General features: G+C 55.6%; 29 protein-coding genes. 22 read left to right on the top strand and 7 right to left on the bottom strand.

All coding sequences use genetic code 11. From position 1 onward, the window contains the following. The first annotated feature begins 88 nt into the window (after nt 1-88). From moaA to NITSA_RS09295, 18 genes are all read left to right on the top strand, one after another. Nucleotides 89-1,057 (top strand): GTP 3',8-cyclase MoaA, encoded by a 969-nt coding sequence (moaA, locus tag NITSA_RS09380; protein WP_013554790.1) that lies wholly within the window; start codon nt 89-91, stop codon nt 1,055-1,057. A gap of 182 nt (nt 1,058-1,239) precedes the next feature. Further along, entirely contained in the window at nt 1,240-2,001 is a 762-nt protein-coding gene (locus NITSA_RS09375) for a 7-carboxy-7-deazaguanine synthase QueE (protein ID WP_013554789.1), read from the top strand. A 65-nt stretch (nt 2,002-2,066) separates the two neighbouring features. Further along, complete coding sequence (locus tag NITSA_RS11185) at nt 2,067-2,705, top strand: c-type cytochrome (protein ID WP_013554788.1); 639 nt, start codon at nt 2,067-2,069, stop codon at nt 2,703-2,705. A 10-nt stretch (nt 2,706-2,715) separates the two neighbouring features. Beyond that, the gene (locus NITSA_RS09365) at nt 2,716-3,108 is read left to right on the top strand and encodes a hypothetical protein (RefSeq protein WP_013554787.1); all 393 of its coding nucleotides are present in this window, start codon (nt 2,716-2,718) and stop codon (nt 3,106-3,108) included. A 6-nt stretch (nt 3,109-3,114) separates the two neighbouring features. Then, the gene (locus NITSA_RS09360; protein WP_013554786.1) at nt 3,115-3,792 is read left to right on the top strand and encodes a 16S rRNA (uracil(1498)-N(3))-methyltransferase; all 678 of its coding nucleotides are present in this window, start codon (nt 3,115-3,117) and stop codon (nt 3,790-3,792) included. A 193-nt stretch (nt 3,793-3,985) separates the two neighbouring features. Next, nucleotides 3,986-4,186: a 50S ribosomal protein L31 gene (rpmE, locus tag NITSA_RS09355; protein WP_013554785.1), complete on the top strand. Its 201-nt coding sequence runs from the start codon at nt 3,986-3,988 to the stop codon at nt 4,184-4,186. A gap of 27 nt (nt 4,187-4,213) precedes the next feature. Next, complete coding sequence (rsmI, locus tag NITSA_RS09350; protein WP_013554784.1) at nt 4,214-5,035, top strand: 16S rRNA (cytidine(1402)-2'-O)-methyltransferase; 822 nt, start codon at nt 4,214-4,216, stop codon at nt 5,033-5,035. A 58-nt stretch (nt 5,036-5,093) separates the two neighbouring features. Next, a complete protein-coding gene (gene rlmB / locus NITSA_RS09345) occupies nt 5,094-5,780 on the top strand; it encodes a 23S rRNA (guanosine(2251)-2'-O)-methyltransferase RlmB (RefSeq protein ID WP_042204419.1) in 687 nt (228 codons plus the stop codon). Then, nucleotides 5,767-7,053 carry a hypothetical protein gene (locus tag NITSA_RS09340; protein WP_013554782.1) on the top strand — a complete coding sequence of 429 codons (1,287 nt, stop codon included), beginning with the start codon at nt 5,767-5,769 and terminating at the stop codon, nt 7,051-7,053. Before rlmB ends, NITSA_RS09340 begins: the two co-directional genes overlap by 14 nt. A 6-nt stretch (nt 7,054-7,059) precedes the next feature. Beyond that, a complete protein-coding gene (locus NITSA_RS09335; RefSeq protein ID WP_013554781.1) occupies nt 7,060-8,334 on the top strand; it encodes an LL-diaminopimelate aminotransferase in 1,275 nt (424 codons plus the stop codon). Nucleotides 8,335-8,338: 4 nt separating this feature from the next. Next, nucleotides 8,339-9,601, top strand: coding sequence for a homoserine dehydrogenase (locus NITSA_RS09330; RefSeq protein ID WP_013554780.1), 1,263 nt, complete (start codon nt 8,339-8,341; stop codon nt 9,599-9,601). Between the two features lie 140 nt (nt 9,602-9,741). Next, nucleotides 9,742-10,245: a YajQ family cyclic di-GMP-binding protein gene (locus NITSA_RS09325; protein ID WP_013554779.1), complete on the top strand. Its 504-nt coding sequence runs from the start codon at nt 9,742-9,744 to the stop codon at nt 10,243-10,245. Nucleotides 10,246-10,522: 277 nt separating this feature from the next. Next, nucleotides 10,523-12,415 carry a proton-conducting transporter transmembrane domain-containing protein gene (locus NITSA_RS09320; protein WP_013554778.1) on the top strand — a complete coding sequence of 631 codons (1,893 nt, stop codon included), beginning with the start codon at nt 10,523-10,525 and terminating at the stop codon, nt 12,413-12,415. Next, complete coding sequence (locus tag NITSA_RS09315) at nt 12,412-13,332, top strand: respiratory chain complex I subunit 1 family protein (RefSeq protein ID WP_013554777.1); 921 nt, start codon at nt 12,412-12,414, stop codon at nt 13,330-13,332. The genes NITSA_RS09320 and NITSA_RS09315 overlap by 4 nt, the downstream gene beginning before the upstream one ends. Nucleotide 13,333: 1 nt before the next feature. Further along, nucleotides 13,334-13,927, top strand: a complete 594-nt coding sequence (locus tag NITSA_RS09310; protein WP_013554776.1) for a hydrogenase — start codon at nt 13,334-13,336, stop codon at nt 13,925-13,927. Nucleotides 13,928-14,078: 151 nt separating this feature from the next. Then, nucleotides 14,079-15,494 carry a proton-conducting transporter transmembrane domain-containing protein gene (locus NITSA_RS09305; RefSeq protein ID WP_148224975.1) on the top strand — a complete coding sequence of 472 codons (1,416 nt, stop codon included), beginning with the start codon at nt 14,079-14,081 and terminating at the stop codon, nt 15,492-15,494. Between the two features lie 105 nt (nt 15,495-15,599). Continuing rightward, nucleotides 15,600-17,003 carry a hydrogenase large subunit gene (locus tag NITSA_RS09300; RefSeq protein WP_013554774.1) on the top strand — a complete coding sequence of 468 codons (1,404 nt, stop codon included), beginning with the start codon at nt 15,600-15,602 and terminating at the stop codon, nt 17,001-17,003. 138 nt (nt 17,004-17,141) lie between these two features. After that, entirely contained in the window at nt 17,142-17,654 is a 513-nt protein-coding gene (locus NITSA_RS09295) for an NADH-quinone oxidoreductase subunit B family protein (protein ID WP_013554773.1), read from the top strand. A gap of 32 nt (nt 17,655-17,686) precedes the next feature. Here NITSA_RS09295 and NITSA_RS09290 read toward each other — a convergent pair whose 3' ends face one another. Then, a complete protein-coding gene (locus NITSA_RS09290) occupies nt 17,687-18,424 on the bottom strand; it encodes a sulfite exporter TauE/SafE family protein (RefSeq protein ID WP_013554772.1) in 738 nt (245 codons plus the stop codon). Nucleotides 18,425-18,530: 106 nt separating this feature from the next. On the opposite strand from NITSA_RS09290, the gene NITSA_RS09285 reads away from it, so the two are divergent. Continuing rightward, nucleotides 18,531-19,046 carry a DUF1858 domain-containing protein gene (locus NITSA_RS09285; protein WP_245526298.1) on the top strand — a complete coding sequence of 172 codons (516 nt, stop codon included), beginning with the start codon at nt 18,531-18,533 and terminating at the stop codon, nt 19,044-19,046. Nucleotides 19,047-19,256: 210 nt separating this feature from the next. On the opposite strand, the gene NITSA_RS09280 is transcribed toward NITSA_RS09285, so the two are convergent. The 5 genes from NITSA_RS09280 to NITSA_RS09260 all read right to left on the bottom strand — a co-directional run bounded on the left by NITSA_RS09280 (nt 19,257) and on the right by NITSA_RS09260 (nt 24,025). After that, the gene (locus NITSA_RS09280; protein WP_013554770.1) at nt 19,257-20,486 is read right to left on the bottom strand and encodes an NnrS family protein; all 1,230 of its coding nucleotides are present in this window, start codon (nt 20,484-20,486) and stop codon (nt 19,257-19,259) included. Then, nucleotides 20,486-21,223 carry an ABC transporter ATP-binding protein gene (locus tag NITSA_RS09275; RefSeq protein ID WP_013554769.1) on the bottom strand — a complete coding sequence of 246 codons (738 nt, stop codon included), beginning with the start codon at nt 21,221-21,223 and terminating at the stop codon, nt 20,486-20,488. The genes NITSA_RS09280 and NITSA_RS09275 overlap by 1 nt, the downstream gene beginning before the upstream one ends. Next, nucleotides 21,211-21,993: an ABC transporter permease gene (locus NITSA_RS09270; protein WP_013554768.1), complete on the bottom strand. Its 783-nt coding sequence runs from the start codon at nt 21,991-21,993 to the stop codon at nt 21,211-21,213. The genes NITSA_RS09275 and NITSA_RS09270 overlap by 13 nt, the downstream gene beginning before the upstream one ends. Further along, nucleotides 21,993-22,967 carry an ABC transporter substrate-binding protein gene (locus tag NITSA_RS09265; RefSeq protein ID WP_013554767.1) on the bottom strand — a complete coding sequence of 325 codons (975 nt, stop codon included), beginning with the start codon at nt 22,965-22,967 and terminating at the stop codon, nt 21,993-21,995. The genes NITSA_RS09270 and NITSA_RS09265 overlap by 1 nt, the downstream gene beginning before the upstream one ends. 83 nt (nt 22,968-23,050) lie before the next feature. Beyond that, a complete protein-coding gene (locus NITSA_RS09260; RefSeq protein ID WP_013554766.1) occupies nt 23,051-24,025 on the bottom strand; it encodes a transporter in 975 nt (324 codons plus the stop codon). Between the two features lie 294 nt (nt 24,026-24,319). On the opposite strand from NITSA_RS09260, the gene NITSA_RS09255 reads away from it, so the two are divergent. The 3 genes from NITSA_RS09255 to NITSA_RS09245 all read left to right on the top strand — a co-directional run bounded on the left by NITSA_RS09255 (nt 24,320) and on the right by NITSA_RS09245 (nt 26,139). After that, nucleotides 24,320-25,399: an Mrp/NBP35 family ATP-binding protein gene (locus NITSA_RS09255; protein WP_013554764.1), complete on the top strand. Its 1,080-nt coding sequence runs from the start codon at nt 24,320-24,322 to the stop codon at nt 25,397-25,399. 216 nt (nt 25,400-25,615) lie between these two features. Then, nucleotides 25,616-25,867 (top strand): type II toxin-antitoxin system CcdA family antitoxin, encoded by a 252-nt coding sequence (locus NITSA_RS09250; protein WP_013554763.1) that lies wholly within the window; start codon nt 25,616-25,618, stop codon nt 25,865-25,867. Further along, nucleotides 25,864-26,139 (top strand): type II toxin-antitoxin system YafQ family toxin, encoded by a 276-nt coding sequence (locus tag NITSA_RS09245; RefSeq protein ID WP_013554762.1) that lies wholly within the window; start codon nt 25,864-25,866, stop codon nt 26,137-26,139. Before NITSA_RS09250 ends, NITSA_RS09245 begins: the two co-directional genes overlap by 4 nt. A gap of 100 nt (nt 26,140-26,239) precedes the next feature. Here the strand turns inward: NITSA_RS09245 and NITSA_RS09240 are convergent, their stop codons facing one another. After that, a complete protein-coding gene (locus tag NITSA_RS09240; RefSeq protein ID WP_013554761.1) occupies nt 26,240-26,653 on the bottom strand; it encodes a NifB/NifX family molybdenum-iron cluster-binding protein in 414 nt (137 codons plus the stop codon). Nucleotides 26,654-26,881: the final 228 nt, after the last annotated feature.

Raw genomic sequence — 26,881 nt, 5'->3', positions numbered from 1 at the left:
CTTGTCGGGCGTCAATCCTCTTTCAAGATCTTTCTGATACTCTTATCTTTTGAATTCAACTTTTGCCGATAGGTACGAAAAGAGAGTCATGCTCATCGATGGACATGGACGCACCGTCAACTATTTACGCGTCTCGGTAACGGAGCGCTGTAATTTCCGCTGTCAATACTGTATGCCGGAAAAACCTTTCAGCTGGGTTCCCCAGGAGAATCTTCTCAGTTTCGAAGATCTCTTCAAATTTATCAAGATCGCCATTGACGAAGGGGTGAGCAAAATACGCCTGACGGGAGGAGAACCCCTGCTCAGACAGGACCTGGATCGTTTCGTGAAGATGATCCACGACTACAAACCCGATATCGACCTGGCCCTGACGACCAACGGATATCTCCTGCCCGATACCGCCCAGGCATTGAGGGATGCGGGGCTGAAACGCATCAACATTTCCCTCGACTCCCTCAAGCCCGCCGTGGCCGCGCAGATCGCCCAAAAGAACGTCCTGGGCAAAGTGCTGGAAGGGATCGACAAGGCCCTGGAAGTGGGACTCGGGGTCAAGATCAATATGGTCCCGCTCAAAGGGATCAACGATGCGGAGATCCTCGATATTCTGGAGTATGCCAGAGCGCGGGGGATCCGGGTCCGTTTCATCGAATATATGGAGAATGCCCACGCCAACAGTGAGATCGAAGGTATGCACGGCAAGGAGATCCTGGAGCGGATCAAAGAGCGTTATACCATCCGCCGTCTCGGACGGGAAGGGGCGAGCCCCTCTTACAACTACAAGATTGAAGAGAACGGCTATATCTTCGGCCTCATCGATCCGCATAAACACGATTTCTGTGAAAGCTGCAACCGCATCCGTCTCACGGCCGAGGGCCATCTGATCCCCTGCCTCTATTTCGACGAAGCCCAATCGATCGCAGAAGCGGTCCGGGAAGGCGACATCGACGCCGCGGCAGCTATCCTGGCCGACGTCCTGGCCAACAAACCCAAGGAGAACCGCTGGAGCGAGACGGAGAACGAAGGCTCCAACCGGGCTTTCTATGAAACGGGCGGATGATAAGAGTGAGGAATTAGGAGTGAGGAGTGAGGACTTGTGGTTTGCGGTGCAGTGGCTCCGCTTGGTTTTATAGGAAGGATTTTTATGAGTTATTTAGTATATAGAAGCTTTGCGCAGCAAAGCTATCCAAAATTCCTCATTCCTCATTCCTCATTCCTCATTTGTTTTGCAGAAGGCAAAACATGTTTTGGCTGACCGAAAAATTCCTCTCCATCCAGGGAGAGGGGCGCTATGCCGGTGTTCCCTCCTACTTTTTGCGTACGGGGGGATGCAATCTCCATTGTCCGGGATTCGGAGCGGAGTATGACGTGGAGGGTGAGAAGCGCTACGGGTGTGATACCTGGTTTTCCGTGGACCGTGCCTTCGCCGCTCGGTGGCAGGCTGTGGAGTCGGCCGCACCACTGCTCGAAGAGATGGACCGGGCTTTTCTTGAGATCGGCTATCTCCCTCACGTCGTCATCACCGGAGGGGAGCCTCTGATCTATGCGGCGGATCCCGCCTTTTACGAAGTCGTGGAGGGGTTGGTAGAGCGGGGAGTACAGATCACGTTTGAGACCAACGGCACGGTGGCCCCGGATTTTCTCCGCTATGGCGCCTATAAAGCGTGCACTTTTGCCCTTTCGGTCAAACTCTCCAACAGCGGCGAGCCCAAAGAGCGCCGGATCCATCCCGAAGTGCTCAGGACGATCGCCTCGGAAGCGGGGGAAGCCTTTTTGAAATTCACTCTGGATCGATCTTCCATCGAAAGCGGAGAGGCCCTCAGGGAAATTGAGGAGATCCGGAATTATTTGCCGGAGACGGAAGTCTACTGTATGCCTATGGGAGAGAGCCGGGAAGTACTCCGGCAAAACGACTGGGCCGTCTTCGCGTTTTGCATCCGTCATAATTTTCATTACTCCGATCGGCTCCATATTCGGATCTTCGATACCACGGTCGGTGTCTAAATCTCACGATCGCTTCACAAAAATCGGCTATAATTCCCCCAAATGACCTATCAAGGAGTGTGATTATGAAAAAAAGTTATTTGATTGCAGCGAGTGTAGCTGTCGCATTGATGGCCGGATGCAGCCAGGAGACCAAAGAGCATGCGAAAGAGACGGTTCAAAGCGCTGCCAAGGATACGGCTGTCGTGGTTGAGAAGGTCAAAGAGAAGAGTGCGGATCTGATGGCACAGGCAAAAGCCAAAGCAGCAGAAGCTGTAGCAAAGGCCAAGACAACGGCGAGTGAAGCGATGGAAAAGGCCAAAGAGAGCGCGGCCAAGAATGCTACCCAAGTGGCAGAAAAGGCTAAAGAAGCCACGGCTGAGGCCGTGGAGGCGGCCAAAGCCAAAACGGCAGAAGCGGCTGCAAGCGTTGAAAAAAAGGCTACCGAGGCCAAGAAGAGCCTGGGCGGAGGAGATGAAGCGAAGGGGAAGGCACTCTTCGCCAAATGTGCCGGATGCCATGGCGCCGATGGAAAAATGAAAGCCCTGGGTAAATCCCCTGCGATCGCCGGGCAAGATGCCGCTTCGATCGCCGAGAAGCTCAAAGCCTACAAAGCCGGTACCCGCAATGCCTACGGAATGGGCGGAGTGATGCAGGGACAGGCTGCCGGACTCAGCGACGAAGATATCCAGGCGCTGGCCGATTATATTTCTAAGCTGAAATAAGCGGAGCCGTATGGATCTGCTCATCTCCTATCACCGGACCTTGGTCGAAGGGCTCCTACTGGTCCTTTTGCTGAATCTCGTGCTGCCCTGGATCCTTCGGGGCCATCCAGCCCGCAGAATCTTCTATACCCGGATCGGTTATTTCGCCTTCTGGGCCTTTTGGGCGATGACGGTTTTCAGCGGTTTGATCGTCTGGATCTTCGCTGGACGGCCGGTGAGCCTCCCGATTCTCGTGATGCTGGGTGTGATGATCCTGCTTCCTATGCTGGACGGTTATCGGGCGATACGTCTGCGCCGACTCTGGTTGGAAGAAAAGGACGGATTGGGGTTCCACACCCTGATCGTCCTGCTGGAGATCCTGGCCGTCGTCGCCACGATTCTCGTGAGTATCTTCCTTAAATAACCCTCGATGCAATTCCTCTATCATCCCGAGGCGGGCGCTTCGCAACTTCTGCTCGAGGGGGAATCCTACCGCTACCTCTTCAAGGTCCGCCGTCTTCGCAGCGAAGATCCGCTTCATTTGAGGAATATGCGGGATGATTGCCTCTATACTTACCGGACCGAGACGCTGGACCGCCGTCGGGCCAGGATCGCGCTGGTCTCCTGCCGGGATTTAAAAATAGTACTGAACAGAAAGCTTCATCTGGGTTGGTGCCAAATCGATCCCCGGAATGTGGAGAAAACCCTGCCGGCGCTCAATGAGATGGGGGTCTTCGGTATCACCTTTGTTCGATGTGAGCGGAGTCAGCGGCAGTTCGAGCCCGATTTTGAGCGTCTGGAACGGATTTTGATCAACTCTTCCCAGCAGTGCGGGCGCAGCGAACTGATGCGGCTGGAAACGGCGGAGAGTCTGGAGGCATTCCTCGAGCGTCATCCCGAGGCGATGCTCCTGGATTTTTCCGATCGGAGGCTGCCCTGCGGAGGGGATTGGACAGAGCGTTCGATCGTGGTAGGGTGTGAAGGGGGCTTTACCCCCGAAGAGCGTGCTCTCTTTTCCGAAGAGCGCATCTTCGGCTTGGAGACGCCGACGATCCTGCGGAGCGAAACGGCCGTTTGCGCCGCGGCGGCCCGGCTGCTTCTGGGATAGGGACTCAGCTTTTTTTAAAAGATACCGGATATAATTACGCCCTGATTTTCCCCATGCATGGCGACATGAATGGGAGAGTTGTCTCGCGAAATGCGTTGCAGCGACCCCTGCCTTCGGCAGCGGAAGGGTATGCTTCTGCATACCGGAATGGGTTGGTTGCCCATCATCCAAATATTTTTAAAAGGTATTTCCGATGAAAAAAGATATTCATCCTAAGTATGTAGATTGTCACGTCACCTGCGCCTGCGGCAACGAGTTCGATATTCGCTCCACCAAGCCGGAGCTCTCCATCGACATTTGTAATCAGTGCCACCCCTTCTATACCGGTTCGGAAAAGATCGTCGATGCCACCGGTCGCGTCGAGAAGTTCCGCAACAAGTACAAGCTCTCCTAAGACATTCGTCCCTGCGGGGGCGTTGCTATGTTGACCTTTGTCCCCACTCCCCTGGGAAACCTCCAGGATATTACCTACCGTTCCCTTTCCGTTTTTGAATCTGCAACCCTCTTTCTCTGTGAAGATACCCGTGTCACTCGACATTTGCTCGAACTGCTTCATAAACGGGGACTGATGGAACGACTTCCCGAAGCCGATTTTCTCTCGTTTAACGAACACAACGGGCCGGCGCGCCTGGATGAGGTGGGCACACGGCTGGAAGCGGAAAATGTCGTCTATGTCAGTGATGCGGGGATGCCGGCGATCTCCGATCCCGGCCAGCTTCTGGTACGCTACTGCCAGGAACGGGAGATCGCCTACGATGTCCTGCCGGGCCCCAGCGCCGTCACCGTCGCCTATGCCGCGAGCGGTTTCGAGTCGGGCCGTTTTCTCTTCTACGGTTTTTTGCCCCACAAGGGGAGGGAGCGCAGAGAGGCTTTGGAGGAGTTGCTCCGCTCCCCTTGGGACAGTGTGCTCTATGAAGCGCCCCATCGTCTGGAACGCCTTCTCGAAGAGATCGTCTCCCGTGACCCCGATCGGGAGCTCTTCGCCGCCAAGGAGTTGAGCAAAAAGCACCAGCGCTATTATCGCGGGTCGGCCCGGGTATTGCTGGAGCGGTTGCGGGCGGAGAACGCCTTCCGGGGGGAGTGGGTGGTGATCATCGCCGGGGCGAAAGATTCGGCACCGGCGCTCTATCAGGAAGATATCCGGAGCATGGACCTTCCCCCCAAAGTCAAGGCGAAGCTCCTGGCCAAGCTCCTGGGAGGGAGCGTTTCCCAGTGGTATCAGGAGTTGTGTCAAAAGAAGTGACCCGCTCCCCTTTCGCGGTGGAAAGGCCTTGCTTTCGGAAAAAATGGTAAAATCCCCTATGATTATTTATGGAAAACAGGTAGTGCTGCACGCACTGCGACGGCACCCCGAACAGGTACACAAAATCTACATCGCCAAAAAAGGGGTCTTGCCTCAGGATCTCTTTGAGAAATACGGCGACAAGATCACCTTTATCGAAAACCGATGGGCCCAGCAGCTCAGCCGGGGAGGGAATCATCAGGGGCTCCTGGCCGAGATCGAAGACTACCGGCCGGCCAGCCTGGCCGAGGTCAAAGAGGGAGATTTCGTCCTGGTGCTCGACACCCTGACCGATGCGGGGAATATCGGCGCGATCGTCCGAAGCGCCTATGCGCTGGGAGTGGACGGGATCGTGGCGACCGGGATCGGCCAGCTCAACTTCTCGGCGGTCACCCGTACCAGCAGCGGGGCGTTGCTGGAGATGCCCTTTGCCCTGCACCGCAATATCCTGGATGTGCTCCACGAGCTCAAACAGGCCGGCCACCGCCTCTACGGTGCGTCGATGGAGGGTGAGCCGATCGAAGAGAAACTCTTTGACCGGAAGCGGACCCTGGTGCTGGGAAGCGAAGAGCGGGGGATCTCCAAAAAGGCCCGAGAGCGTCTCGACGAAACGGTGGCGATTCGGATGAAGCGGCCCTTCGACTCCCTCAATGTCAGCGCCGCGGCAGCCATTATGATACACAGGATGAGTTATGCAGTTGAATGATATTATCGAAGAGAATACCCTCCCTACCATCAGCCGGAAGACCCGGATCTCCGTCGAAAACCTGCAGGCGCTGATCGATCGGGACTGGAGCCGTCTGCAAAAGGTTCAGGCTCTGGGGTTCATTTCGATCCTCGAGCGGGAATATCACGCCGATCTCGGTAAACTCAGAGAAGAGTGTCGGGCCTATTACGAGGAGCATGCCCCGGCACGGGAACCCGATGCCCTGGTGGTGTCGCCGGTGGAGAAAGAGGGATCGGGCGTACTCTATAAAGCCCTGCTGGTCCTCGTCCTGCTGGCCCTGGCCTACGGTGCCTGGAAGTATATGGCGGCAGCTCCCGCCGGGAAATCCGATGTGGCCTCCGCTTCCGAACCCAGGAGCGGTTTTTTTGATTCGGTTCTCTCGATGACGAAAGGATGGCTGGGAGAAGAGAAGCCCGGGACGGGTAAACCCGCCGCTGCGCAGGAGTCTCCGAGTGGAGCCGAGAGTGGGCAAAACCCTACGGCCGTCAGCGAGGGGGCCTGGGCGGAGAAAAACGGGAGTGAGGGCAACGATTCGCAGAATGCGGAGAGCAACGACTCCTCCGCCAAGCCTCTGACGATCGCCAAGGTGGAGACGGCCGCAAAACAGAAGAGCGGGAAGAGCGACGAAGCTCAGGAAGAAGAGAAGATCATCACCCAGGTCAAGCAGGAGCAGGCCAAGGCCGAGGCGTTGCGCCGGGAGAGCGCCCAGGCACCCGAGGAAAACGGTGAGGGGAACCTGAGCGATGTCTCCCGGATGATCGTCGCCGCGACGGCGGGGGCGGATGAAGAGGAGAACGCTTCCCGAAAGGAAGCCGCCTCCACATCGGCGGGGCAGGAACAGGCCGAGGCCTCCGAGAAAGAAGCCGAGGAGAATCCTTCGGCAGCGGAGAGGACGGAGACCGCGGCCCAGCCGGCGGAAGCGGCCCTCGAAATCCCTGAGCCGAAAGCCAAAAAACCCGCGGCTGTCACCGATTCCCTGGTGATTTTCCACCCCCGATCCAAAGTCTGGGTGGGATATACGGAGTTGCGGAGCATGAAACGCACCGCAAAGGTGGCGACCGGGGATATCACTTTCGATACGTCCAAAGGGGACTATATCCTCGCGACCGGTCACGGCAAATTGGAGTTCAAGGGAAAAAATACCCTCAAGCTCAACGACGGAAAACGGCACTTCTTTATGATCGCCAAGGGCGGGGTGCGGGAGATTTCCCATGAAGAGTTCCAACGACTCAACAAAAGCAAGGTATGGTAAACGAAAATGTTTGACGAAATTCAATTCAACAAAATCAATCGGCTTCCCAAATATGTCTTCGCCGTGGTCAACGAGCTGAAGATGGCCGAGCGGCGTGCCGGGGCCGATGTGATCGATTTCAGTATGGGCAATCCCGACGGCCCCGCCTTCGAACCGGTGATCGAAAAGCTGGTCGAAAGCGCCCGCAAACCCCACACCCACGGCTACAGCGCTTCTAAGGGGATCTACAAGCTCCGCCTGGCGATCTGCAACTGGTATCTGCGCAAATACAATGTGGTCCTCGACCCCGAGACCGAAGCGGTAGCGACGATGGGGAGCAAAGAGGGCTATGTCCACCTGGTGCAGGCGATCACCAACCCCGGCGATGTGGCCATCGTCCCCGATCCCACCTATCCCATCCACTCCTACGCCTTTGTCTTGGCCGGCGGCAATGTGGAGAAGATGGAGCTGACCTTCGATGAAGAGAGCTTCGAAGTGGATGAGGAACGTTTCTTCTCCGATCTGGAGCGGGCTTTGAAAAATTCGGTCCCCAAGCCCAAGTTCCTGGTGGTCAACTTCCCCCATAACCCCACCACTGCCACCGTGGGGCTGGACTTTTACGAGAAGCTGGTGGCGATCGCCAGGCGGGAGCGCTTCTACATCATCAGCGATATCGCCTATGCCGATATTACCTTCGACGGGTACAAGACCCCTTCGATCCTCCAGGTCGAAGGGGCCAAGGATGTGGCGGTGGAGAGTTTCACCCTCTCCAAGAGTTACAATATGGCCGGCTGGCGGGTCGGGTTCATCGTGGGCAATCCCAAACTGGTGGGCGCACTGCAAAAGATCAAATCCTGGCTCGACTACGGGATGTTCACCCCGATCCAGGTCGCAGCGACGGTGGCCCTGGACGAATACGAACACCTGGTCGAAGAGATCGTCATTCCCAAATACCAGAAGCGTCGGGATGTGCTCGTCGATGCCTTTGCCAAGGCGGGCTGGGAAGTGGGCAAGCCCAGGGCGAGTATGTTCGTCTGGGCCAGGATCCCCGAGTGTGCCCGGCACCTGGGTTCGCTGGAATTCTCCAAAGAGCTGCTGCTCAAGGCCCATGTGGCCGTGAGCCCCGGCATCGGGTTCGGGGAGTATGGAGACCGGTATGTGCGCATCGCCCTGATCGAAAATGAAAAACGGATCCGCCAGGCAGCCAAAAACATCAAACGTTATCTTGCCGAGCTCAAGGGGCAGCAAAAGACGGGGAACGATACCGAGACGATGAAAAAAGAAGTGAAGAAGGAAGTGTAGCTTTATGGTAAAAATAGGGATATTGGGTGTAGGGACCGTCGGAGAGAGTGTCGCGAAGATTCTGCTGGAAAATGCCGACATCATCGAAGCACGCGCCGGCAAAAAGATCGTACCGGTCCTGGGAGCGGTGCGGGATTTGAACAAGCCCCGCGATGTCAGCATTCCCCTGACCGACGATCCCGGGGAAGTGATCGAGAGTGCCGATGTGGATATCGTCGTGGAATTGATGGGCGGGATCGAAAAACCCTACCGGCTGGTGCGCAAAGCTCTGGAAGCCGGAAAACCGGTGGTCACCGCCAACAAAGCGCTCCTGGCTTACCATCGCTACGAGCTCCAGGAGATCGCCGGGGAGATTCCGCTCTTCTACGAAGCGAGTGTCGCCGGAGGGATCCCCATCATCGGCGCTCTGCGCAACGGCCTGAGTGCCAATCACATCGAGTCGATCAAAGGGATCATGAACGGCACCTGCAACTATATGCTCACCAAGATGATCCAGGAAGGGGTCGCCTACGAGGAGGTGCTCAAAGAGGCCCAGGAGCTCGGCTATGCCGAAGCCGACCCCACCTTCGACGTGGGGGGCTATGACGCGGCGCACAAGCTGCTGATCCTGGGTTCCATCGCCTACGGAATCGACGCCAAGCCCGAAGAGATCATCATCGAAGGGATCGAAGAGATCAGCCCCACCGATGTGGAATTCGCCCGGGAATTCGGCTATGAGATCAAACTGCTGGGAATCGCCAAGAAAGGCGAGAAGGGCGTGGAGATGAGGGTGCATGCCACGATGATCCCCGCCAAGAGTATGATCGCCAAAGTCGATGGGGTGATGAACGCCGTCAGCGTGGTGGGTGACCGGGTCGGAGAGACGATGTTCTACGGCCCCGGTGCCGGGGGTGACGCGACCGCCAGTGCCGTGATCGCCGATATCGTGGAGATCGTCCGGGGCAACAGCGGCCCGATGCTGGGGTATAAAAAGGGTCTCGAGAGCGGCTTGCCCCTGGTTCCGCCCGAAGCAATCGTCACCCAATACTACCTCAAGCTCAAAGTGCTGGACGAGCCGGGGGTTTTGGCCAAGGTCACCAGCACTCTGGGCGAGTTCGGCATCTCCATCGAATCGATGCTTCAGAAGCCTTCCCGCCTGGCCGACCGGGTGCGGCTGCTCTTTACCACCCACCAGTGCGAAGAGCGCAAGATGAAAGAGGCGATCGAAGCGCTGAAGAAGCTGGATGTGGTGGAGGAGAAGGTGACGATGATAAGAATCGAGAAGTGACATTCGTCACTTCTCGAATGAGGAATGAGGAGTTAGGAATGAGGAATTTTGGTTTGCGTTGCTACGCAACGCTACTGTGAGAGAATAGGGAAAAACTCTCTACTCCAATGACTAACGACTGATCAATAAAAGGAGCTTTTATGGCGAAAGCGAAAGAGCATTATTTCGATATCAGCGCCAAGCTGGATATGATGGAGATGAAAAATGCCATCGAGCAGGCAAAAAAAGAGGTGAGTACCCGTTTCGATTTCAAAGGGATCAGTACCGATATCGAGCTCAATGAAAAGGCCAAGACCCTGACGTTGGTGAGCTCCAGCGACTCGAAGATCGATGCCCTTAAAGACATTCTCCTCTCCAAAATGATCAAGCGGGGGCTTTCGCCCAAATCCCTCGATGAGGTCAAGAGAGAAGGGATCAGCGGCGGAAACGTCAAGGTGATTTACCGCATCGTCGATTCCATCGACCGGGATGAAGCGAAACAGATCGTCAAAGCGATCAAAGATCTCAAGCTCAAGGTCACTCCCTCCATCCAGGGGGAGGAGATCCGGGTCAGCGGCAAGAAGATCGACGAATTGCAGCAGGTGATCGCCGCAGTCAAAAAGCTGAATCTCAAAGCGCCCCTGGTCTTCGGAAATTTCAAATAAATCATCGACCGGTAAATTTTATTCTTATTCCCGACAGAGCTTTCACTCGACAGCTCCCTCTAATGGCAGAGTAATATTTTAAGCTTTCCGGAGTATAATCGCCCCAAATCAGGACTTACCCACCGGTGATCTTCCGCCGGGCAAGCCCTCTTTCGCGCCGCATCGGCGACGCTTTCCCAAAAAATTATCATTGTTTAATTGTTTATTCGTTGTTTCGTTGTTTTGATTTTTTCGGCGTGAAGTCGTTTGCCAATGAAGTCTGATTTTGGAGTAAAAAATGCCTTTTGCATTTCATCTTGATGCCCTGTCGCTGCTCTTTGTCTTTTTGATCCTCCTCGGAGCCCTGCCCAATCTCTTCTACTCCCAGGGATACCTGCCCCATATCGAGCGCAAAGCCCACTACCTGATCCACTATTTCGGTTTCATCCTCTCGATGCTGGGGGTGGTGACGGCGGCCAACGCTCTGACCTTTCTGCTCTTTTGGGAATTGATGAGCCTGACGAGCTGGCAGTTGATCCTGACGGAGCCCGAAGAGAAGGGAACGATCCCTGCGGCGCGTTTTTATTTCTTTATGACCCACTTCGGCTTCGTCTTTCTGCTGCTCTTCTTCCTCCTGGTCACCGACGGGAATCTGGAGCTGGACTTTGCCCAGATGCAGGGGGTTGCGGCCCACTTCGCCTATCCGACGCTGCTCTTCTTCTTCCTGATCCTGGGCTTTCTCTCCAAGGCCGGGGCAGTGCCCCTGCATGTCTGGCTCCCCTATGCCCACCCGGCAGCCCCCAGTCCCGTCTCCGCGCTTATGAGCGGGGTGATGCTCAAAGTGGCGATCTACGGGATGTTCCGCTTTATGCTCGATGTGCTCTACCCCTGGCCGCTGGAGTGGGGGATCCTGATCCTGGTGATCGGGGCCCTCTCTTCCCTGGTGGGGGTGCTCTACGCCCTGAGCGAGCACGATATCAAAGCCCTGCTGGCCAATCATTCCATCGAGAATATCGGCATTATTCTGATCGGCTTCGGGATGGGGATGATCTTCGACGCGCTGCAGCTGGGGATTCTGAGCACCTTCGCCTTCATCGCGGCCCTTTTCCATACCTTCAACCATATGAGTTTCAAATCTCTGCTCTTTATGGGGGCGGGGAGTGTGCTCCACGAAACCCATACCAAAAACATCGAAGCCTATGGCGGGCTCATCAAGAGTATGCCGATCACGGCCCTGACCTTTTTGTTGGCTTCGGTCTCCATTTCGGCCCTGCCGCCGACCAACGGCTTTTTGAGTGAATGGATGATTTTTCAATCGCTGCTCAGCTCCAACACCATCACCAATATGTCTCTCAAGCTGGCGATCCCCTTTGCCATTTTCGCCCTGGCGCTCACCGGAGGCTTGGCCATCGCCTGCTTCGTCAAAGCCTACGGCATTACCTTTTTGGGTTTGCATCGCAGTGCCAACGCCCGACACGCCAAAGAGGTTAACGGCCTGATGCGTTTTGGGATGCTGGCGATGGCGGGGGTGGTGATCGCCCTGATGCTCTTCGCTCCGGCTTTTATTCATCTCTTTGACCGGGCGCTGGTGGCCGAGGGAAAAGTGGGGGCTTATGATGCCATCTTCCCCTTTGGCGTTTGGCATATGCACTCCGTGGCGGTCAACGGCGGGGTGGTTTCTCCGCTCCTTCTTCTGATCTCCCTGCTGGGGGTGACGCTGCTTCTGGCCTGGGCTTATCGGATGCTGGGGGTCAAAGAGCGGCTCCACCGTACCTGGGCCTGCGGTTACCGCACCGGGGCGCGGACCCAATATTCGGCCACCGGCTTCGCCGGACCAATCCGCCGCTTCTTCACCTGGCTCTACCGGCCCGAGGAACACCTGCACAAGGAGACGCTGGCCGGGCACGAAAGCAAATTCGACGCCTCCAGCTACGAAGTGCACGTCAAACCCCTTTTCGAGCGCTCTCTCTATGACGGCACGGCGAAGCTGGCGAACCGGATCAGCTACTGGATCTACCGACTGGCCCACTTCGAGCAGACCCGTTACGCGGCGATGATCTTCAACCTGATGCTGCTGGTGCTCTTCAGCTACCGGATCTTCGCCCACGAATTCAGCTGGGCTACCTTCGCCCTGGAGTCGGTGGTGATGGTGATTTCGATCAAAGTGCTCATTATCGGAGAGAAACGATGATCCTCTATTTCGTGACAATAGTGCTCTTACTGGCTTTGGCCCCGATCCTGCTCAGTTTTATCAAGGCGGTCAAGATGTGGCTGCTCTACAAACGGCCCGTTTCGCTGCTGCAGGGTTATCGGGACTTTTCCAAACTGCTTGGCAAAGAGACGGTGCTCAGCCGGGAAGCCAGTGTGATGACCCGGGTGGCGCCCTTTTTGGTCCTCGCTCCGCTGCTGATCGTCCTCTTTTATCTCCCCCCGGCGGTGAAAGGGGCCTATTACGTCAGTTTCGTCGATGCCTTCACCATCACGGGGCTGCTGGCTCTTTCGACCTTCTTCCTGATGTTGCTGGGCCTGGACAGTGCCAGCAGTTTCGGAGGGATGGGGTCGAGCCGCGAAGCCTTCATCTCCGCTCTCGTGGAGCCGGCGATGGTTTTGACCATCTTCAGTGTCTCGATGATGGCCGGTGACCTAGGAGTGGGGCAGGCGGGGGTGAACCTGGCGCAGCATTTCCCCCGGGAGCATATGGCCAGCTACCTCTTTGCAGCGATCAGTTTCTTTATCCTGCTCATCGCCGAGAACGGGCGCATCCCGGTGGACAATCCCGAAACTCACCTGGAGTTGACGATGGTGCATGAAGCGATGATCCTGGACATTACCGGGATCTATCTGGCGATCATCGAGACGGCGGCTTCGGTGAAATTCGTCATCTTCGCGTCGCTTTTTGCAACCCTCTTTTTGCCCTTCGGGATGGAGGCTGCCTGGCCTCTGGCCCTGCTGATCTTCGTGGGCAAGCTCTTCGCCGTGGCTTTGGCGGTGGCGCTGATCGAAGTCAATACGGCCAAACTGCGGCTTTTCAAGGTGCCCGATCTGCTGGGGATCGCCATTGTGTTTGCCTTTTTGTCGCTGATTACCTTTTACGTACTGGGGGCTTGAAATGGTGGATTTTCTGATCGGTCTTTTTTTGGCCACACTGATTACGGCGCTCTTTACCACGCGGCTCTATCGGCTGCTGTTTTGGTATTCCCTCAACTCGTTGACCCTGGGGCTGCTGGCTCTGGTCCTGGGGAGCGAGCTTGGCGACCGGGCGATGCTCATCAGCGGGACGCTGACGATCCTGCTCAAAGCCCTGGCGATTCCCTACATTCTGAAGTATCTCAGCCAGAAGTTTCAGTTGGTGCGTCAGGTTCCTCCCAGCATCAAAACCCAGTATGCCATTATGCTGGTGCCGGCGATTCTGGTCTTTACCTTCTATCTGGCCGAACCCATCAGCCATATGGTGCAGGGCAATGCTAACTATGTGGCGGTCAGTATCTCATCGCTCTTTCTTTCGCTGCTGCTGATGATCGAGCACCGCAACATCGCCCCCAAGATCGTGGGCTTTTTGAGTATGGAGAATGCCCTCTTCCTGCTGGGGACCACCGCCACGGGCGGGATGCCGATGCTGGTGGAGCTGGGGATCTTCTTCGATCTGTTGATGGCCATTGTGGTGATCAACCTGCTGCTCTATCGTGAGGAGGCCGAGTCATGATTGTTTGTAGAGCGTTCCAACTGTTTCAAAATCACTCCACTTTGACCCGACAGCTCCGGCAGTCGCAAACGCCTGCGGCGCCCCTGCGGGGTTGGGTGCTCCTTTGTCACCATCGAATCAAAGCTCCGTTGTCTTGTAGAGGAGAGGGATTATGATGCTCTTTTTCCTGCTCTTACCCCCCTTCCTGATGTTCGCCGCCAGCTTTTCCCACAATCTCTGGGCGCGCCGACTGCTGCCGATCAGCTCTTTTGCGGTATTGCTGCCGGTGATCGAACTTTTCCGCCTGCCCAAACCCTATCATCTCTGGGGCAACTATTTGGTGGCCGACGATCTCAACACTTATATTCTGCTGGTCTCATCCGTGGTCGGCATCGGGGTGACTTTGGCGCTGCTGACCCTGGATAAACACGTGAAGGTCACCCAAAAAGCCCTCTACCGCTTCTACCGGTTCTTCGGGCTCTTCTGGATCGGTTTGACCCTTTCGATCCTGGCCAACCATATGGGGATCTTCTGGATCGGTCTGGAGATGGCGACCCTCTCCACGGTCTATATGATCAAGACCAACCACAGCCCCGCCGCCCATAAAGAGGCATGGAACTATATGATCGTCGGGGCCATCGCCATTTCGCTGGTACTGTTTGGGGTGATCCTCATCTACGCGGCGGCCAAGCCGATCCTGGGTGAGGAGGCGATGCTCTTCGATGCGCTCCTGAGCCACGCCGACAGGATCCCCTCTCCCTTCCTCTTCGAGATGGGCTTTGCGTTGGCGGCTCTGGGGATGTTCGTCAAGATGGGCTTTTTCCCCATGAACCTCTGGCTGGCCCATATCGAGCGGGCTTCCTTCTACCCCGTGGCGGCTTTGTTTAGCGGGATTTTGGAGAGCGGGGTGATGGCGGGCTTTTTCCGTTTTTCGAAGATTGCCGAGCGGGTCAACTATGACCACCTCTTCATCTTCGTCTTTATCTATACGCTGTTGACGATCTTCATCGTCTCTTTCTTGATTTTCCGGGCCAAGGATTTCATGCGCCTCTTCAGCCTCTCAGGGGTCGAGCATATGGCCCTCATCGCCCTTTTCTGGGTGAGTGGGGGGACCTTCGCCGCACTGCTTCATTTCGGGGCCCACGCCTTTCTCAAACCGGCCCTTTTCCTTTCGACGGGGGTACTGGAATCGACCGGGCGTTACCACTTCGCCGGGGCGCTCAAAGGCTACAGCGGCAATCGGGGCCGGCTCTTCTGGTTCCTGGTGGGGCTCTTTATGCTGGCGATCATTTCGATCCCTCCCAGCCCGATGTTCTTCAGTGAACTCTACGGCTTCGGTGCTATGATCGACAATGCCAAAACAAGCCACCATCTCCTGGCGATGCTGGGGGCCATCGCCCTGCTACTGGTGCTACTCTCGGTGATCTTTTACCGCTTTGTGCAGATCTATCAGTCGATGAAATACGAGGGGGAGGAGAGCCCCAAAAAGGTCTACACGAGTGAAGTACTGGCCCTGGCGATCTTCGCGGTGGGCCTGGCGGCGCTGTTGCTTCCCTCTTCGATGAGCTTCCTCCAGGGAATCGGATGAGCCTTTTGGAATTGAGAATGGAGAATTGAGAATGGAGAATTTGACTTGCGACGTGAGGGCCGAAGGCCCGTGCCTGAGACTTGCGACTGAAAAAGGCTTTGCACAATGAAACGTCTGATTGCCCGCTATGCCGTCGATCGCGGCGACAACTTCGAACTGCTGACCCGTTTCGATGACGGGATGGTCCGTGAACAGGTTTCCCGCTCTCAGCCGGTGGCGGCGAGTATCATGCCCCGTTTTCCGGCGGCGATCTGGTTCGAGCGCAAGACGGCCGACGATTTCGGGATCCGTTTCGAGGGGGCTTTCGACTTCCGGCCTCTGGTCCATCACGAACGTTGGCCCGAGGGGGTTTACCCGATGCGCAGGGATTTTGACGTTCATACGGTTCTTGAAGCGGCGGAGTACCGCCCCTATCATTATGAAACGATCGGCGGGGATGGAGTCTTTGAAGTGGCGGTAGGACCGATCCACGCCGGGATCATTGAGCCGGGGCATTTTCATTTTTCCCAGGCGGGGGAAGATATGCTTCACCAGGAGGTGCGCCACTTCTACAAATACCGGGGCATCGAAAAGATGCTGGAGGGCAAAAACCTGGCCGAAGCCGCCCCTATCGTCAGCCGGATCAGCGGCAACGAAAGTGTCGCCGCCCAGTCGGCCTTCCTGCACATCGTGGAAGAATCCACAGCTCAGGAACTGCCCGAAGCCCTTCGCCTGCGCCACGCCCTGCTGCTGGAGCTGGAGCGGATTATCCACCACTGGACCGACCTGGGCTTCATCCCCAACGATGCCGGTTTCGGCGCAGCTCTGGCCTGGGGCTCCGCCCGGGCGGAAGAGGCACGGCGCTTGATGGCCCGGCTCACAAGAAGCCGCTTCGGTTTCGAGGCGCTTTTCAGGGAGCTTCCGGCTTGGGATCTCGGGGAGATTTCGAGCTTTGCCCAGCGGATGGAGGAGGCGATCGGATGGTTTGAGAATTGGATCGTCGATATCCCCTCCCTCTGGGACCGGATGGATACCACGGGTATCCTGAAAGCCGACGATGCCAAGCGTTACGGTTGTGTGGGGGTGATGGCCCGTGCCAGCGGTTTGAGTCTGGATGTGCGTTCTGACGATCCCTTTTACACGGAGAGGGGCTTCGCAGCGGCCACGGAAACGAGCGGAGATGTCGCAGCCCGTTTCAAAGTCCGTATCGCCGAAGTCAAGAGCTCTTTGGCGTTGATACAAAGCTTCGTGCGGGAGTTGATGGAGAAGGGTGCCGAATCCGGCGAAGACTTCTCCCTTTTGGAGAGTGAGGCGAAGGATGGCTTCTACGAGAGCTTCGTCGAAAGTTCCCTGGGAGAGATCTATATGAGCATCGAGATCGAGGCCGGGAAGATCGGTCGCTTTTTCTACCGGGATCCCAGCTTCGTCAATTGGCAGGCGTTGCACCTGATGATGCCGGGTAATATCATCGCCGATTTCCCCCTGATCAACAAGAGCTGCGATCTGAGCTATGCGGGAAATGACCTATAAATGAGTGAAGAATGAGGAGTTAGGAGTGAGGAATTTTGGTAAGCGTTGTTTCACAACGCAATTAATTATGAGCGGGCAAAGCCCGCAAACCAACGATCGACGATTGACGACCAACGACTCCCAGCCGGAGGCTGCATTATGCTGAAATATTGGCAAAAGCGATTCCAAACCGGGGTTTTGACGGAGCATCCTGAGTTTGACGAGCGGATGAAGGAGCTGCGCAAGCGGCTCAGGGATGAGGTCAAGCGCAAATTCGCCGGTTCTCTGGCGATTCGGATGGTGGACAGCGGCAGCTGCAACGCCTGCGAAGCGGAGTGCAATGCCCTGAGCAATCCCTATTACGATTTGGAGCGTCTGGGGATTCATTTCGTCGCGTCGCCCCGGCATGCCGACCTGATGCTGCTCAGCGGCGTGCTGACTTTCAATATGCTCCCCCACGTCCTGGATGCCTGGGAGCAGATCCCCGAGCCCAAATGGTGCATCACCCTGGGGGATTGCCCGGCGATGCAGGCACCCTTCGAACACACCTTCGCCGTCACCGCTCCCGCTTCGGAGCATCTGCCGGTAGCCCATCATATCCCCGGCTGTCCCCCGAGCCCGGATCGGATCATCGAGGGTCTGCTCGAATTTCTGGAGAACCTGGAAAGCTAAAGCGACTTCGTGTGCCCAAATATCTTGAGTGATTAGAGCAGCCCGTAGAGCATTTTGAAGGCCAGAATATAAAGGATCAATGCCATAATCTTTTTGATCTGCTGCTGATTGAGTTTGAAATGCATCAGGTGGTTCCCCAAGTATCCTCCGACGACGGAGGCGAGGGCGACGAGGAGCAGGAGTCTCCAGTCGAGGGGGACGTAGCTGGCGTAGGTGAAAAAAGAGCCCAGTGCAGAGAACGGAACGACGAAACTGACAGCCACGGCCACTTTGCGGGGTTCGAATCCCAGGAGGATCAGGAGAGGGATGAGCAGGTTTCCTCCGCCGACCCCCAGCAGACCGGAGACGAGCCCCACGCCGCTTCCCACCGCCAGAAGGAGCGGTTTGGAGTGCAAATGGGTCAGCGCCTTTTTCCTCCCGAACATCATCATTGTGGCGCTATAGAGCAGGAGAAGCACGAAGAGCGCCTTGACGAACTCCTGATCGACGAAGCGGTTGAACCAGGCTCCCAACGGGGCGAAGAGCAGCATCCCCAGGGCCATAGGCCAGAGTTGGGCGATATCCAGGGCTTTGCGCCGAAAGTTCATCACGCTGGAGGTGATGGTGGTAGAGGCCCCGGCGAAGAGCCCGACTGCCTTGGCGACGTTGAAATCGACTCCCAAAAAGTGCAGGATAGGGATCAGGGCAATCCCCGATCCGGCGCCACCCATTGAAAAGAGAATGGACAATACAAAGGCCAGGAAGACATAGAGAAGATATTCGGCAGGCAAAAAGGCTCCTTGGATTAACGCTTTCTTATCGGAATAATAAGTAGTATACTATTGAATCTGGAGTAATATTCTCCTGATTAATAGAAATTAATAAAAGAAGGAGTCGATGATGAAAGAGATTACGATGGAGACCAAGATCGCTGATCTGCTCAACAACTATCCGGGGATGAAGGAGACACTGATCGCCATCAACCCTAAATTCAAAAAGCTCAACAACCCCGTCCTGCGCCGCACCCTGGCCAAAGTCGCCGGTGTACGCCAGGCGGCGATCGTCGGCGGGATGGAGCCCCTCGATCTGCTCAACAAGCTGCGCGAAGCGGTGGGGCAGCCTCCCGTCGATGCCGAAGGGGTAGCTACGGAGAGCGAAAGTGTGAGTGAAGCACCCGAGTGGATTGATGGAGAGGTCAAAGCGACTCTCAACGCCAACGAACTGCTGGATGCCCAAAAGAACCCTCTGGCCGAAGCCCATATGGCGCTCAAAGGATTGAATGAGGGAGAAATGATCGCTATCGAGTCCGATTTCAAGCCCGAACCGCTGATCGAAGAGCTTCAAAAGGCCGGCCACGAAGTCTATTGTAAAGAGGAGTCGCCGGAGCGCTTCTTGACCTATGTGAGGAAATGAGGGGCGAGAGTTTAGCGTTGAGAGCTGAGCGTTGAGAGTTGAGACGGTTCTCTTTCTGGTTCTCGCGTTGAACGTAGAACCCCATACGATACTTGATACAGAGGACATACTTTTAGCCTCTTACCTATGATAGATTTGAGTGGGATAGGCATTCCCACGCATAGCGTGGGAACGAGAGGCGAGAGAGTGCTTGGATAGTGCCTTTTTGCCTTATCCCGGGATCCCGTCGGCTCTGGGGCTCAGGAGCCATTTGAAATAGCGTTTGATATAGAGGATAAAAGGCAGCGCCCAGACGATCGCCGAGAGGAGGATCAGGAGGCTTCCCTGCGCCGGGTAGAAAGTGACGGCGGTTCTCAGGATCGCCGAGAAGAGAATGAGCCCGACGCTCAGGCAGATCCAAATATCCCGTTCTTTGGCGATATCGCGTCCGGTATGGACGATGGTGATGACCACCATCACGAGATAGAAGGAAAGCGTCCAGGTTCCGGAGGTGAGCATATGGAGAAGATCGCCGTTGTACCAGGGTAATCCCGCCAAGTAGTTGTAGCCGATCAATCCGAATCCCGCCGCCATACTCACAGGAACCAGCGTCAGCGAAAAGATGAGCCGTTTTTTGAAGAGATTGGTCTCGTCGTAGGCGATGAAATCGTTCAGAATGGCCAGGCTTGCCGCGGCGGTGCCCAGGGCGATCCAGCCGATAGCCCGGTTCTGGGGCCAGAAGAATTCGACGGCGGTAAAGAGGGCGATCATAAAGATCGTCAGGTTATAGGCAGGCGGCCGGGCGAAGAAGACCTCTTCGTACCCTTCGTGCTCCAGGATCTCGTTGACCGCTTCGATATTGACCCGGCGGATGGAAAGGACGATGAGCACCAGAAAGATCCCCAAGGCGACTTTGAGCACTTCCAGCGGCGGCGTGCCGACCCAGCCCGCCGCGGCGAGATAGAACCAGACCTGCGCTGCCTGCACAGCGACGAATGCGTAGGCGATACTGACGTGCCGTTTGGCCGGGTCTTGGAAGATGGGTTTGATGACCAGCAGGGTCAGCCAGGCGAAGAGGGCGATATTGATGAGTGCGGCAGGGTAGAAGGTGATCCACCCCGAAAGCCAAAAGGCCACACGCCCCAGGATCCAGAGGCCGAAGAGGCGGCGCAGGGTTTCGCCCACGATCGGCACGGTGCCGGGGTAGAGCTCAGGCGCTCCCGTGAGGATAAAGGCCGCCATCCCCAGAAAGCCGACTCCATAGAGCATCTCGTAGATGTGCCAGCTGAGCGCGTCGCCGAGGAAAGGAAGAGGGATGTAGCCCGTGTAGTGCAGGGCCCAAAGGAGGATCGAGAGGATCATATAAGGAGCCATCAGCAAAAAGGTGGGGCGGAATCCGTAGGCCAGGTACGGGGGGAAATCCCCTTCGGGGTAGTAGGCGTAATGTTCGGTAGCGGCCATTATTTAAACTCCAGTTCAAAGGTCTCGATGACATAGGGGTCGGCGAGCAGTTTGGCGGTCTGGGCATAGACCCACTCATCCGTGCGCTCTTTTTGGGGAAGGGTGAAGCTGTAGCTCTTGACGATGCGCCCCGGATCGGGCTCGAGCAGCAGGATCTTGTCACTGAGGCGGATCGCTTCCATCAGGTCGTGGGTGATGAAGAAGATGGTGATCTTCTTTTGGGCGATCATTTCGATGATGTGGTTCTGCAGCTCCCGCTTGAGCCCGATATCCAGCGCCGAGAAAGGCTCATCGAGAAAGAGAAGCTCCGGTTCGGTCACCAGCGCTCTGGCAAAGCTAACCCTCTGGCTCATCCCTCCGCTGAGCTCCTTGGGAAATTTGTCGAAATCTTCCGCTTCGAGATCGAATTTCAGGGCGATCTCTTCGGCCCGTTCGATCCGCTCTTTGGTGGGCATTCCCTTGGCTTTGAGCCCGAAGGAGATGTTGTCGATCACATTCTTCCAGGGCAGGAGCCGCGGGTCCTGAAAGGCGATCGCCTGGCTTTTGAAGCTGTTTTCGATCCACCCCTCCTGACGGTCCAGGAGTCCGGCGCAGAGCCGAAGCAGCGTGGTCTTCCCTCCGCCGCTGGGGCCGACCACCGAGAGGACTTCTCCCTCGTTCAGCTCGAAACTTATATCCTTGAGAATCTTCTTGTAGCCGAAGGAGAAGCTGACATTTTCCAGTTTCAATCGCGCCATTTTTCCACCTCCCGCTTGATCGGTTCGAGGAAGATATACTCCACGATCATCAGCGATCCGATCATAATCACCACCAGCGCCATTGCCGTATCGGTATCGAGCTGGCTCCTTGCCATCGCCAGGGCCGCCCCAATCCCGTCGCTGGCGGCCAGCAGTTCCGCCATCACGACGATCTTCCACGCCATTCCCAGGGCGCTGACCCAGGCGGGGAAGATGTAGGAGAAGATATGGGGCAGGTAAATGTCGGTGAATTTCATCATCCTCGGGACTTTGAAGGTGTCGGCCATTTCGTCGAACTTGTCCTCGAGGGTCCGTGTCCCCTGCAGGGCCCCGATGAAGACGATCGGCAGCGACGCGACGATAACGGTGAACTCCACGGTCATATTTCCCATTCCGAACCAGATCATCGCCAGGACGATCCAGGCGATCGGCGGCATCCCCATCAAAATGGTGATGATGGGGCGGCTGGTGATCGAGGCGGTGACGAAAAAGCCGGCCAGCAGCCCCAGGAGGGTCCCGATGACAAGGGAGACGGCAAAACCTACGGCGACACGTTCGATCGTCAAAGAGAGGTTGGCGAGAAATTCGTCATTGTGAAAAAGTGTCACGACGGTCTGGAAAGAGTGCAGAGGTGAAGGGAGGATCATATCGCCGTAGAGCTGGCTTCCCAGATCCCACAGGGCGATAAAAAGGAAGATAGCGGCGAGTGCTCCCCACCCGCCCCAGAGGAAGGCGGGGAAGTCTCTGATGATTTTCTTGAGGGCATCCATCAGCGATAGAATCCTTCATCGGGCAGTTTTCCGCCGATGATCTTGGGATCGTTCTCTTTGAGCTTTTCGAAGAAGAACTCCACATCTTTGCGGGCCGCTTTGGCCGGGACCACCTTCATCTTCACGTGACCGATGGAGTCGGCGACCGCTTCGGGGGTGAACATCTTGGTATATTTGACCACCAGATCTCCCGCCTCTTTGGGATGCTTTTTGTACCACGCCATCGCCGCTTCGTATGCCTTTTCAAATTTGGACACGATTTCGCTGTTGGAGCGCATCTTCCCTACGACGGCCATCCCTGCCTGGGCGATTTTGGGTTCGACGCCGAAGGCTTTGCCCCACTCTTTTTGCAGGTCGATCCCCCGGTAGAGCTCCGGTGCGATGATGCTGACGGGAAAAGAGTGGGTCTTGCGCAGCACCATCGAAACGGCCGGTTCAGGCAGGAGGGCATTGTCCTGGCGGCGCATAATGAGCTGCTGGGCGGCATCCATCGGGTTGGAGACGTAGATGATCTTGAGATCCTTTTGGCTCAAGCCCTCTTTTTTCATCACACTTCGCAGCACGATATCGGGCATATCTCCCCTCCAGGGCACGACGAGGGATTGCCCTTTGAGCTTGGCGAGGCTGTCGATCTTTTGATCGCGCACGAGGATTTGGAGGATTCCCCAGATGGAGACGTTGAGCATCTGAATGGGCTGCTTCTTGTTGTAGAGGATCGCGGCGACATTGGTGGGCACGGCGACGAAATCGACCTCTTTGTTGATGATCATCGCCCGAAGCTGATCGGGGTTGTTCCAGAGTCTGAACTCCACCTTTTTGGCGACATCCTTGAGCGCCCCGCTTTCGATCATCCGGAAAATGGGGTGGGACACATTGGCCGCCGGTCCGGCGATGACGATCTTGTCCACTTTGTCCGCCCCCATAAGCAGGGTGGAGGCGAGCAGCAGCATCGTTCCCATAATTCTTTTTAACATTTTCGATCTCCTATCTGTTTTGTATTGTAATGATATCCATTATCGCTTTCAAACATCTTAAAATGAGAATCACTCTCATAAGATTAGAACATATAACCTACGCGGAGCATAAATCTCCGTTTCTCCAAAGGCTGATACTCTTTGAGGTTTTTATGGATCAGGAAACTCATCCCCGCGCCCACAAAGAGTTTCGGTTTCCCGAAGGGGAGGAATTCAATCTCCGGTGTCAGGTAGCCCGCGCTTCCGCTAAAGGCTTTGAAGGGGAAAATCTTTCTTAACGCTTTGTTGGGGGGGATATCGCTACCCATATCGGTGGCGCTGTTGTATTGGAAATTATACTCCAGACCCACATTGAATTTATCGTTCAGAGCTTTGACGACCCCGGCATCGAAGAGGAACTCGTTGCCGAAGTCGTAATCGTTTTTGGCTTTGGGGCGATAAGTGTACATCGCGTGCATATCGAGCCTGAAGTCGGGGCTGAAGACTTTGGAGAGACCCGCTTCCATTTTATACTCCGTTTTGTCGGTGCCGGGCTGGGTAGGAAGGGGTGTTCTATCCCCTTTGGTGAGGTGGAAAGGAGGAGCCTTTTTGAAGCCTTTGTTCGTGGAACCGGTCGGGAGCTTGAGTCCTGCGCCGACGGCGAGCTGAAGGCCGTTTTGGTTGTAGAAACGGTATTTGCCCATCACGACTATATCGCTCAGGCCGGTGTTGTCGATGGCGACACCGACGCCGGGCATCAGCTGGGCCGTCGCGTCGATATGTTTGACCGGCATCACCACACGGATATCCATATTGTCGGCGATCCCGTAGCGAAGGGCCAGCAGGGTCATATAGGCGGTGGCGTCGAGGTGCTGTAGGTTGGTTACTTCGTGGGTGCCGTCGAACATATGGTTCTTTTTGAGATAGACATATTTGATCCCCATCACGGCCTTGCCTTTGGGGACGACCATTCCCCCGGCTTTGGTATTGATACCGGGGATTACCTGGGCTCCGAGGCTATAGGGGAGGGCCGCCGCGGCGAGCAGGGCGATCCATAGGGTCTGTTTTACGCTCTTCATCTACTTTTTTCCTTTCTCGTTTTGATTTGAGACACTCTTCTTTTGGGCTTTGCGGCAAATCGCCGAGGCTTGAGACAAAATCTTCCTGGCCGAGGTGTTTTGGATACCGACGGTCATAATCGCTCCTTCTCATTGTTGGAATTGATAATCGTTCGCAACTATAGCAATATGAAACTTGTCCTCTTCTTAAATTGGTAATCATTCTCAATTATTTGGCACAAAGCTGTGAATTCAACAGCTCAGCGATTCCGATTTGGATAAAATGGCACCCAAAAAAACAATAGGAGCCATTTTATGGAACAAAGAGTATGGGCTCTTCTGGAAGAGACGCTCTATCCCGGTTTTCCCAAGAGTATCGTCGCCTACGATTTCGTCAAATCAGTCGAGTTTGACGGCAAGGCTTCGAAGATTGTTCTGGAGATTCCCTCCGCTTCGGAGCAGGTGGCCGAGCAGCTGCGGCTGGAGATCGGCAAGAGGCTGGAGGCGGCGGGGATCGCTCTGGGGGTCCTGGAGATCCGCCAACCTCCCAAGCCGCGGCAGACCAGCTCCAACGGGCGAAACGTGCTGCCAAATGTCGCCAACTTCGTGATGGTCAGCTCCGGCAAAGGGGGCGTGGGCAAAACGACCACGACGGTCAACCTGGCCCTGGCCCTGGCGCAGCAGGGTAAACGGGTCGGCCTGCTCGACAGTGATATCTACGGCCCCAACATTCCCCGGATGATGGGGATCGAAGGGGTGGAGCCCGTTTTTATGGGCAAGAGGATCAAACCGATTATGGCTCACGGGGTGAAGGTGATGAGTATGGGATCGCTTATCGCTCCCGATGCGTCGCTCATCTGGAAGGGGGCGATGGTGACCCAGGCGATCGAGCAGATGCTCGAAGATATCGAGTGGGGGGAGTTGGATGTGCTGATCTTCGATATGCCCCCGGGCACCGGAGACGCCCAGTTAGCCCTGGCTCAGAATCTTCCCATCACGGCGGGGGTCTGTGTGACCACGCCGCAAAAGGTGGCCCTGGACGATACGGTGCGGGCGCTGGATATGTTCCGGCAGCTCCATATCCCCATCGCCGGGATCGTGGAGAATATGAGCGGCTTTATCTGCCCCGAGACCGGCAAAGAGTATCCGATCTTCGGCAAAGGGACGACCCCGGAACTGGCGCAGCGCTACGCAACCCGGGTACTGGCGGAGATCCCCATCGAGCCGGCGGTCCGGGAGGGGGGCGATATGGGCATGCCCATCGTCACGCTCGCCCCCGGCTGTGAGACCACCCGCCGCTATCTGGAGGCGGCCGGGAAGCTTTGGGAAGCGATGCAGGAGGTCAATGCCGAAGGAGGCGTGGACAATTCGGCGATTCAGCCGACGATTTTCTAAGGGGGTGGGCACCCATTCTTTCCGGTTCCCACGTTGAACGTGGGAATCCATACACTACGTGCCATATATAAAGGCATATTCCCGATTCACTATCTCTGGTAAATTTGGCGTGGGAACGAGAGGAAACGAAACGCCATTGGGGGCTCTCTTTCGATACGGTGAGATTTTTGACAAAGGAGAGTTTGTTGCGTATAATATGCGCACAGGAGGTGCAAAATGGGTGTAACAAAAGTAAGAACCAATCTTTACCTCAATAGTGAATTGAAAGAGGCAGCGCAGGAAAAGCTCGATCAGTATGGAATGAATCTCAGCAGTTTTGTCAATGTCATGTTGGCTAAATTTCTTCAAAAAGATGTTGATATGTTACTTCCCCCGGAAACAGAAGCTGTGTTGCAGGATTTTGAAAAAGAGCGAAAGACCTTTGAAGAACCGATTGAGCTGGCACAGTTCATCGAGGAAGCAAGGTGAAATTGAGCCGTTCCAGGCAATTCAAAAAAGATCTCCGGAACTATGCGACGCAGATGGGGGATAAGCATTTTCAATCTTTGATTGAAGCTCTAAGCTGTCTCATGGAGGGCAAGCCCTTGCCCTCATACTGTCGAGATCATCCTCTCAAAGGGAGATTGGCCGGATATCGGGAGCTTCATATCGGCGGTGATCTTCTCGTGCTCTATACGATCGAAGATGAGGTGATCTATCTGATAAGGCTTGGAAGTCACGCGGAAATTCTGGGAATGTGAAAAGTGCCTGGATAGGCATTTCCACGCGCAGCGTAGGGAGAAGCGTTGATTTCAGCGACTGAAGTCGCTGCTCCTCAAAAGTTGTTTTTATACCTTTCTATCATTGCTGCTTGTTCAGGTAGTTTTCGACGACTTCATCGGAAGTCTCCCCGTCGGCTTTGCGGATTTTGACCACTTTGTGCCCCTGAAGCTCCAATGCCTCTTTCATATTGGGCCCTACGGCACGGGTGAGGACCAGATCGACATCGCTGATGTTTCCCAGGTCGCGGCGGTGGTGCTCCACCTCTTCTTTGGAATAGGGTTCGGTGTGGGGCTTCCCGCCGCCGTGCCTTTGGCCCTCTCCCTGATCTTTGCCGTGATGATGGCCGGTACCTTCCTCTTGATGGCTTTTGGCGTGGAGGTTTTCCCGCAGTTCCAGGAAATCTCCATTTTCATAGATGGCGAAAAAGGGTGCCTGTCCGATGCGGGTAAAGACTTTACGATTCTCTCCCTCTACGGGAACGAGGATTTTCATAATATGACTCCTTTTTTCGTTTGAATTATAATAATAATTTTTATCGATTATAATACTCCATCTTTTCCGTGTCAAGTGTGGGATACAGAATAAGAGATACTTTATTCAAAACGTTCTATAATCTTTCTATGCCACAGCGTTCGCGGTGCGAACAGACATGAAAGAGGCGTTTTTTTATCCCTTCTTTTCATCAGATATCCGTTGGTAAATCTATTTCGGAGCGACAGG

The organism is Nitratifractor salsuginis DSM 16511, assembly GCF_000186245.1.
In the GTDB taxonomy this organism is placed as follows: domain Bacteria; phylum Campylobacterota; class Campylobacteria; order Campylobacterales; family Sulfurovaceae; genus Nitratifractor; species Nitratifractor salsuginis.
The sequence above is the reverse complement of the archived record's forward strand: the minus strand, read 5'-3'. Positions and strand labels throughout refer to the sequence as shown.

What these genes read in the sequence shown, in the direction of transcription:
- moaA (WP_013554790.1), top strand. Translation starts at nt 89, where the DNA reads ATGCTCATCGATGGACATGGACGCACCGTCAACTATTTACGCGTCTCG.
- NITSA_RS09375 (WP_013554789.1), top strand. Translation starts at nt 1,240, where the DNA reads ATGTTTTGGCTGACCGAAAAATTCCTCTCCATCCAGGGAGAGGGGCGC.
- NITSA_RS11185 (WP_013554788.1), top strand. Translation starts at nt 2,067, where the DNA reads ATGAAAAAAAGTTATTTGATTGCAGCGAGTGTAGCTGTCGCATTGATG.
- NITSA_RS09365 (WP_013554787.1), top strand. Translation starts at nt 2,716, where the DNA reads ATGGATCTGCTCATCTCCTATCACCGGACCTTGGTCGAAGGGCTCCTA.
- NITSA_RS09360 (WP_013554786.1), top strand. Translation starts at nt 3,115, where the DNA reads ATGCAATTCCTCTATCATCCCGAGGCGGGCGCTTCGCAACTTCTGCTC.
- rpmE (WP_013554785.1), top strand. Translation starts at nt 3,986, where the DNA reads ATGAAAAAAGATATTCATCCTAAGTATGTAGATTGTCACGTCACCTGC.
- rsmI (WP_013554784.1), top strand. Translation starts at nt 4,214, where the DNA reads ATGTTGACCTTTGTCCCCACTCCCCTGGGAAACCTCCAGGATATTACC.
- rlmB (WP_042204419.1), top strand. Translation starts at nt 5,094, where the DNA reads ATGATTATTTATGGAAAACAGGTAGTGCTGCACGCACTGCGACGGCAC.
- NITSA_RS09340 (WP_013554782.1), top strand. Translation starts at nt 5,767, where the DNA reads ATGCAGTTGAATGATATTATCGAAGAGAATACCCTCCCTACCATCAGC.
- NITSA_RS09335 (WP_013554781.1), top strand. Translation starts at nt 7,060, where the DNA reads ATGTTTGACGAAATTCAATTCAACAAAATCAATCGGCTTCCCAAATAT.
- NITSA_RS09330 (WP_013554780.1), top strand. Translation starts at nt 8,339, where the DNA reads ATGGTAAAAATAGGGATATTGGGTGTAGGGACCGTCGGAGAGAGTGTC.
- NITSA_RS09325 (WP_013554779.1), top strand. Translation starts at nt 9,742, where the DNA reads ATGGCGAAAGCGAAAGAGCATTATTTCGATATCAGCGCCAAGCTGGAT.
- NITSA_RS09320 (WP_013554778.1), top strand. Translation starts at nt 10,523, where the DNA reads ATGCCTTTTGCATTTCATCTTGATGCCCTGTCGCTGCTCTTTGTCTTT.
- NITSA_RS09315 (WP_013554777.1), top strand. Translation starts at nt 12,412, where the DNA reads ATGATCCTCTATTTCGTGACAATAGTGCTCTTACTGGCTTTGGCCCCG.
- NITSA_RS09310 (WP_013554776.1), top strand. Translation starts at nt 13,334, where the DNA reads ATGGTGGATTTTCTGATCGGTCTTTTTTTGGCCACACTGATTACGGCG.
- NITSA_RS09305 (WP_148224975.1), top strand. Translation starts at nt 14,079, where the DNA reads ATGATGCTCTTTTTCCTGCTCTTACCCCCCTTCCTGATGTTCGCCGCC.
- NITSA_RS09300 (WP_013554774.1), top strand. Translation starts at nt 15,600, where the DNA reads ATGAAACGTCTGATTGCCCGCTATGCCGTCGATCGCGGCGACAACTTC.
- NITSA_RS09295 (WP_013554773.1), top strand. Translation starts at nt 17,142, where the DNA reads ATGCTGAAATATTGGCAAAAGCGATTCCAAACCGGGGTTTTGACGGAG.
- NITSA_RS09285 (WP_245526298.1), top strand. Translation starts at nt 18,531, where the DNA reads ATGATGAAAGAGATTACGATGGAGACCAAGATCGCTGATCTGCTCAAC.
- NITSA_RS09280 (WP_013554770.1), bottom strand. Translation starts at nt 20,486, where the DNA reads ATGGCCGCTACCGAACATTACGCCTACTACCCCGAAGGGGATTTCCCC.
- NITSA_RS09275 (WP_013554769.1), bottom strand. Translation starts at nt 21,223, where the DNA reads ATGGCGCGATTGAAACTGGAAAATGTCAGCTTCTCCTTCGGCTACAAG.
- NITSA_RS09270 (WP_013554768.1), bottom strand. Translation starts at nt 21,993, where the DNA reads ATGGATGCCCTCAAGAAAATCATCAGAGACTTCCCCGCCTTCCTCTGG.
- NITSA_RS09265 (WP_013554767.1), bottom strand. Translation starts at nt 22,967, where the DNA reads ATGTTAAAAAGAATTATGGGAACGATGCTGCTGCTCGCCTCCACCCTG.
- NITSA_RS09260 (WP_013554766.1), bottom strand. Translation starts at nt 24,025, where the DNA reads ATGAAGAGCGTAAAACAGACCCTATGGATCGCCCTGCTCGCCGCGGCG.
- NITSA_RS09255 (WP_013554764.1), top strand. Translation starts at nt 24,320, where the DNA reads ATGGAACAAAGAGTATGGGCTCTTCTGGAAGAGACGCTCTATCCCGGT.
- NITSA_RS09250 (WP_013554763.1), top strand. Translation starts at nt 25,616, where the DNA reads ATGGGTGTAACAAAAGTAAGAACCAATCTTTACCTCAATAGTGAATTG.
- NITSA_RS09240 (WP_013554761.1), bottom strand. Translation starts at nt 26,653, where the DNA reads ATGAAAATCCTCGTTCCCGTAGAGGGAGAGAATCGTAAAGTCTTTACC.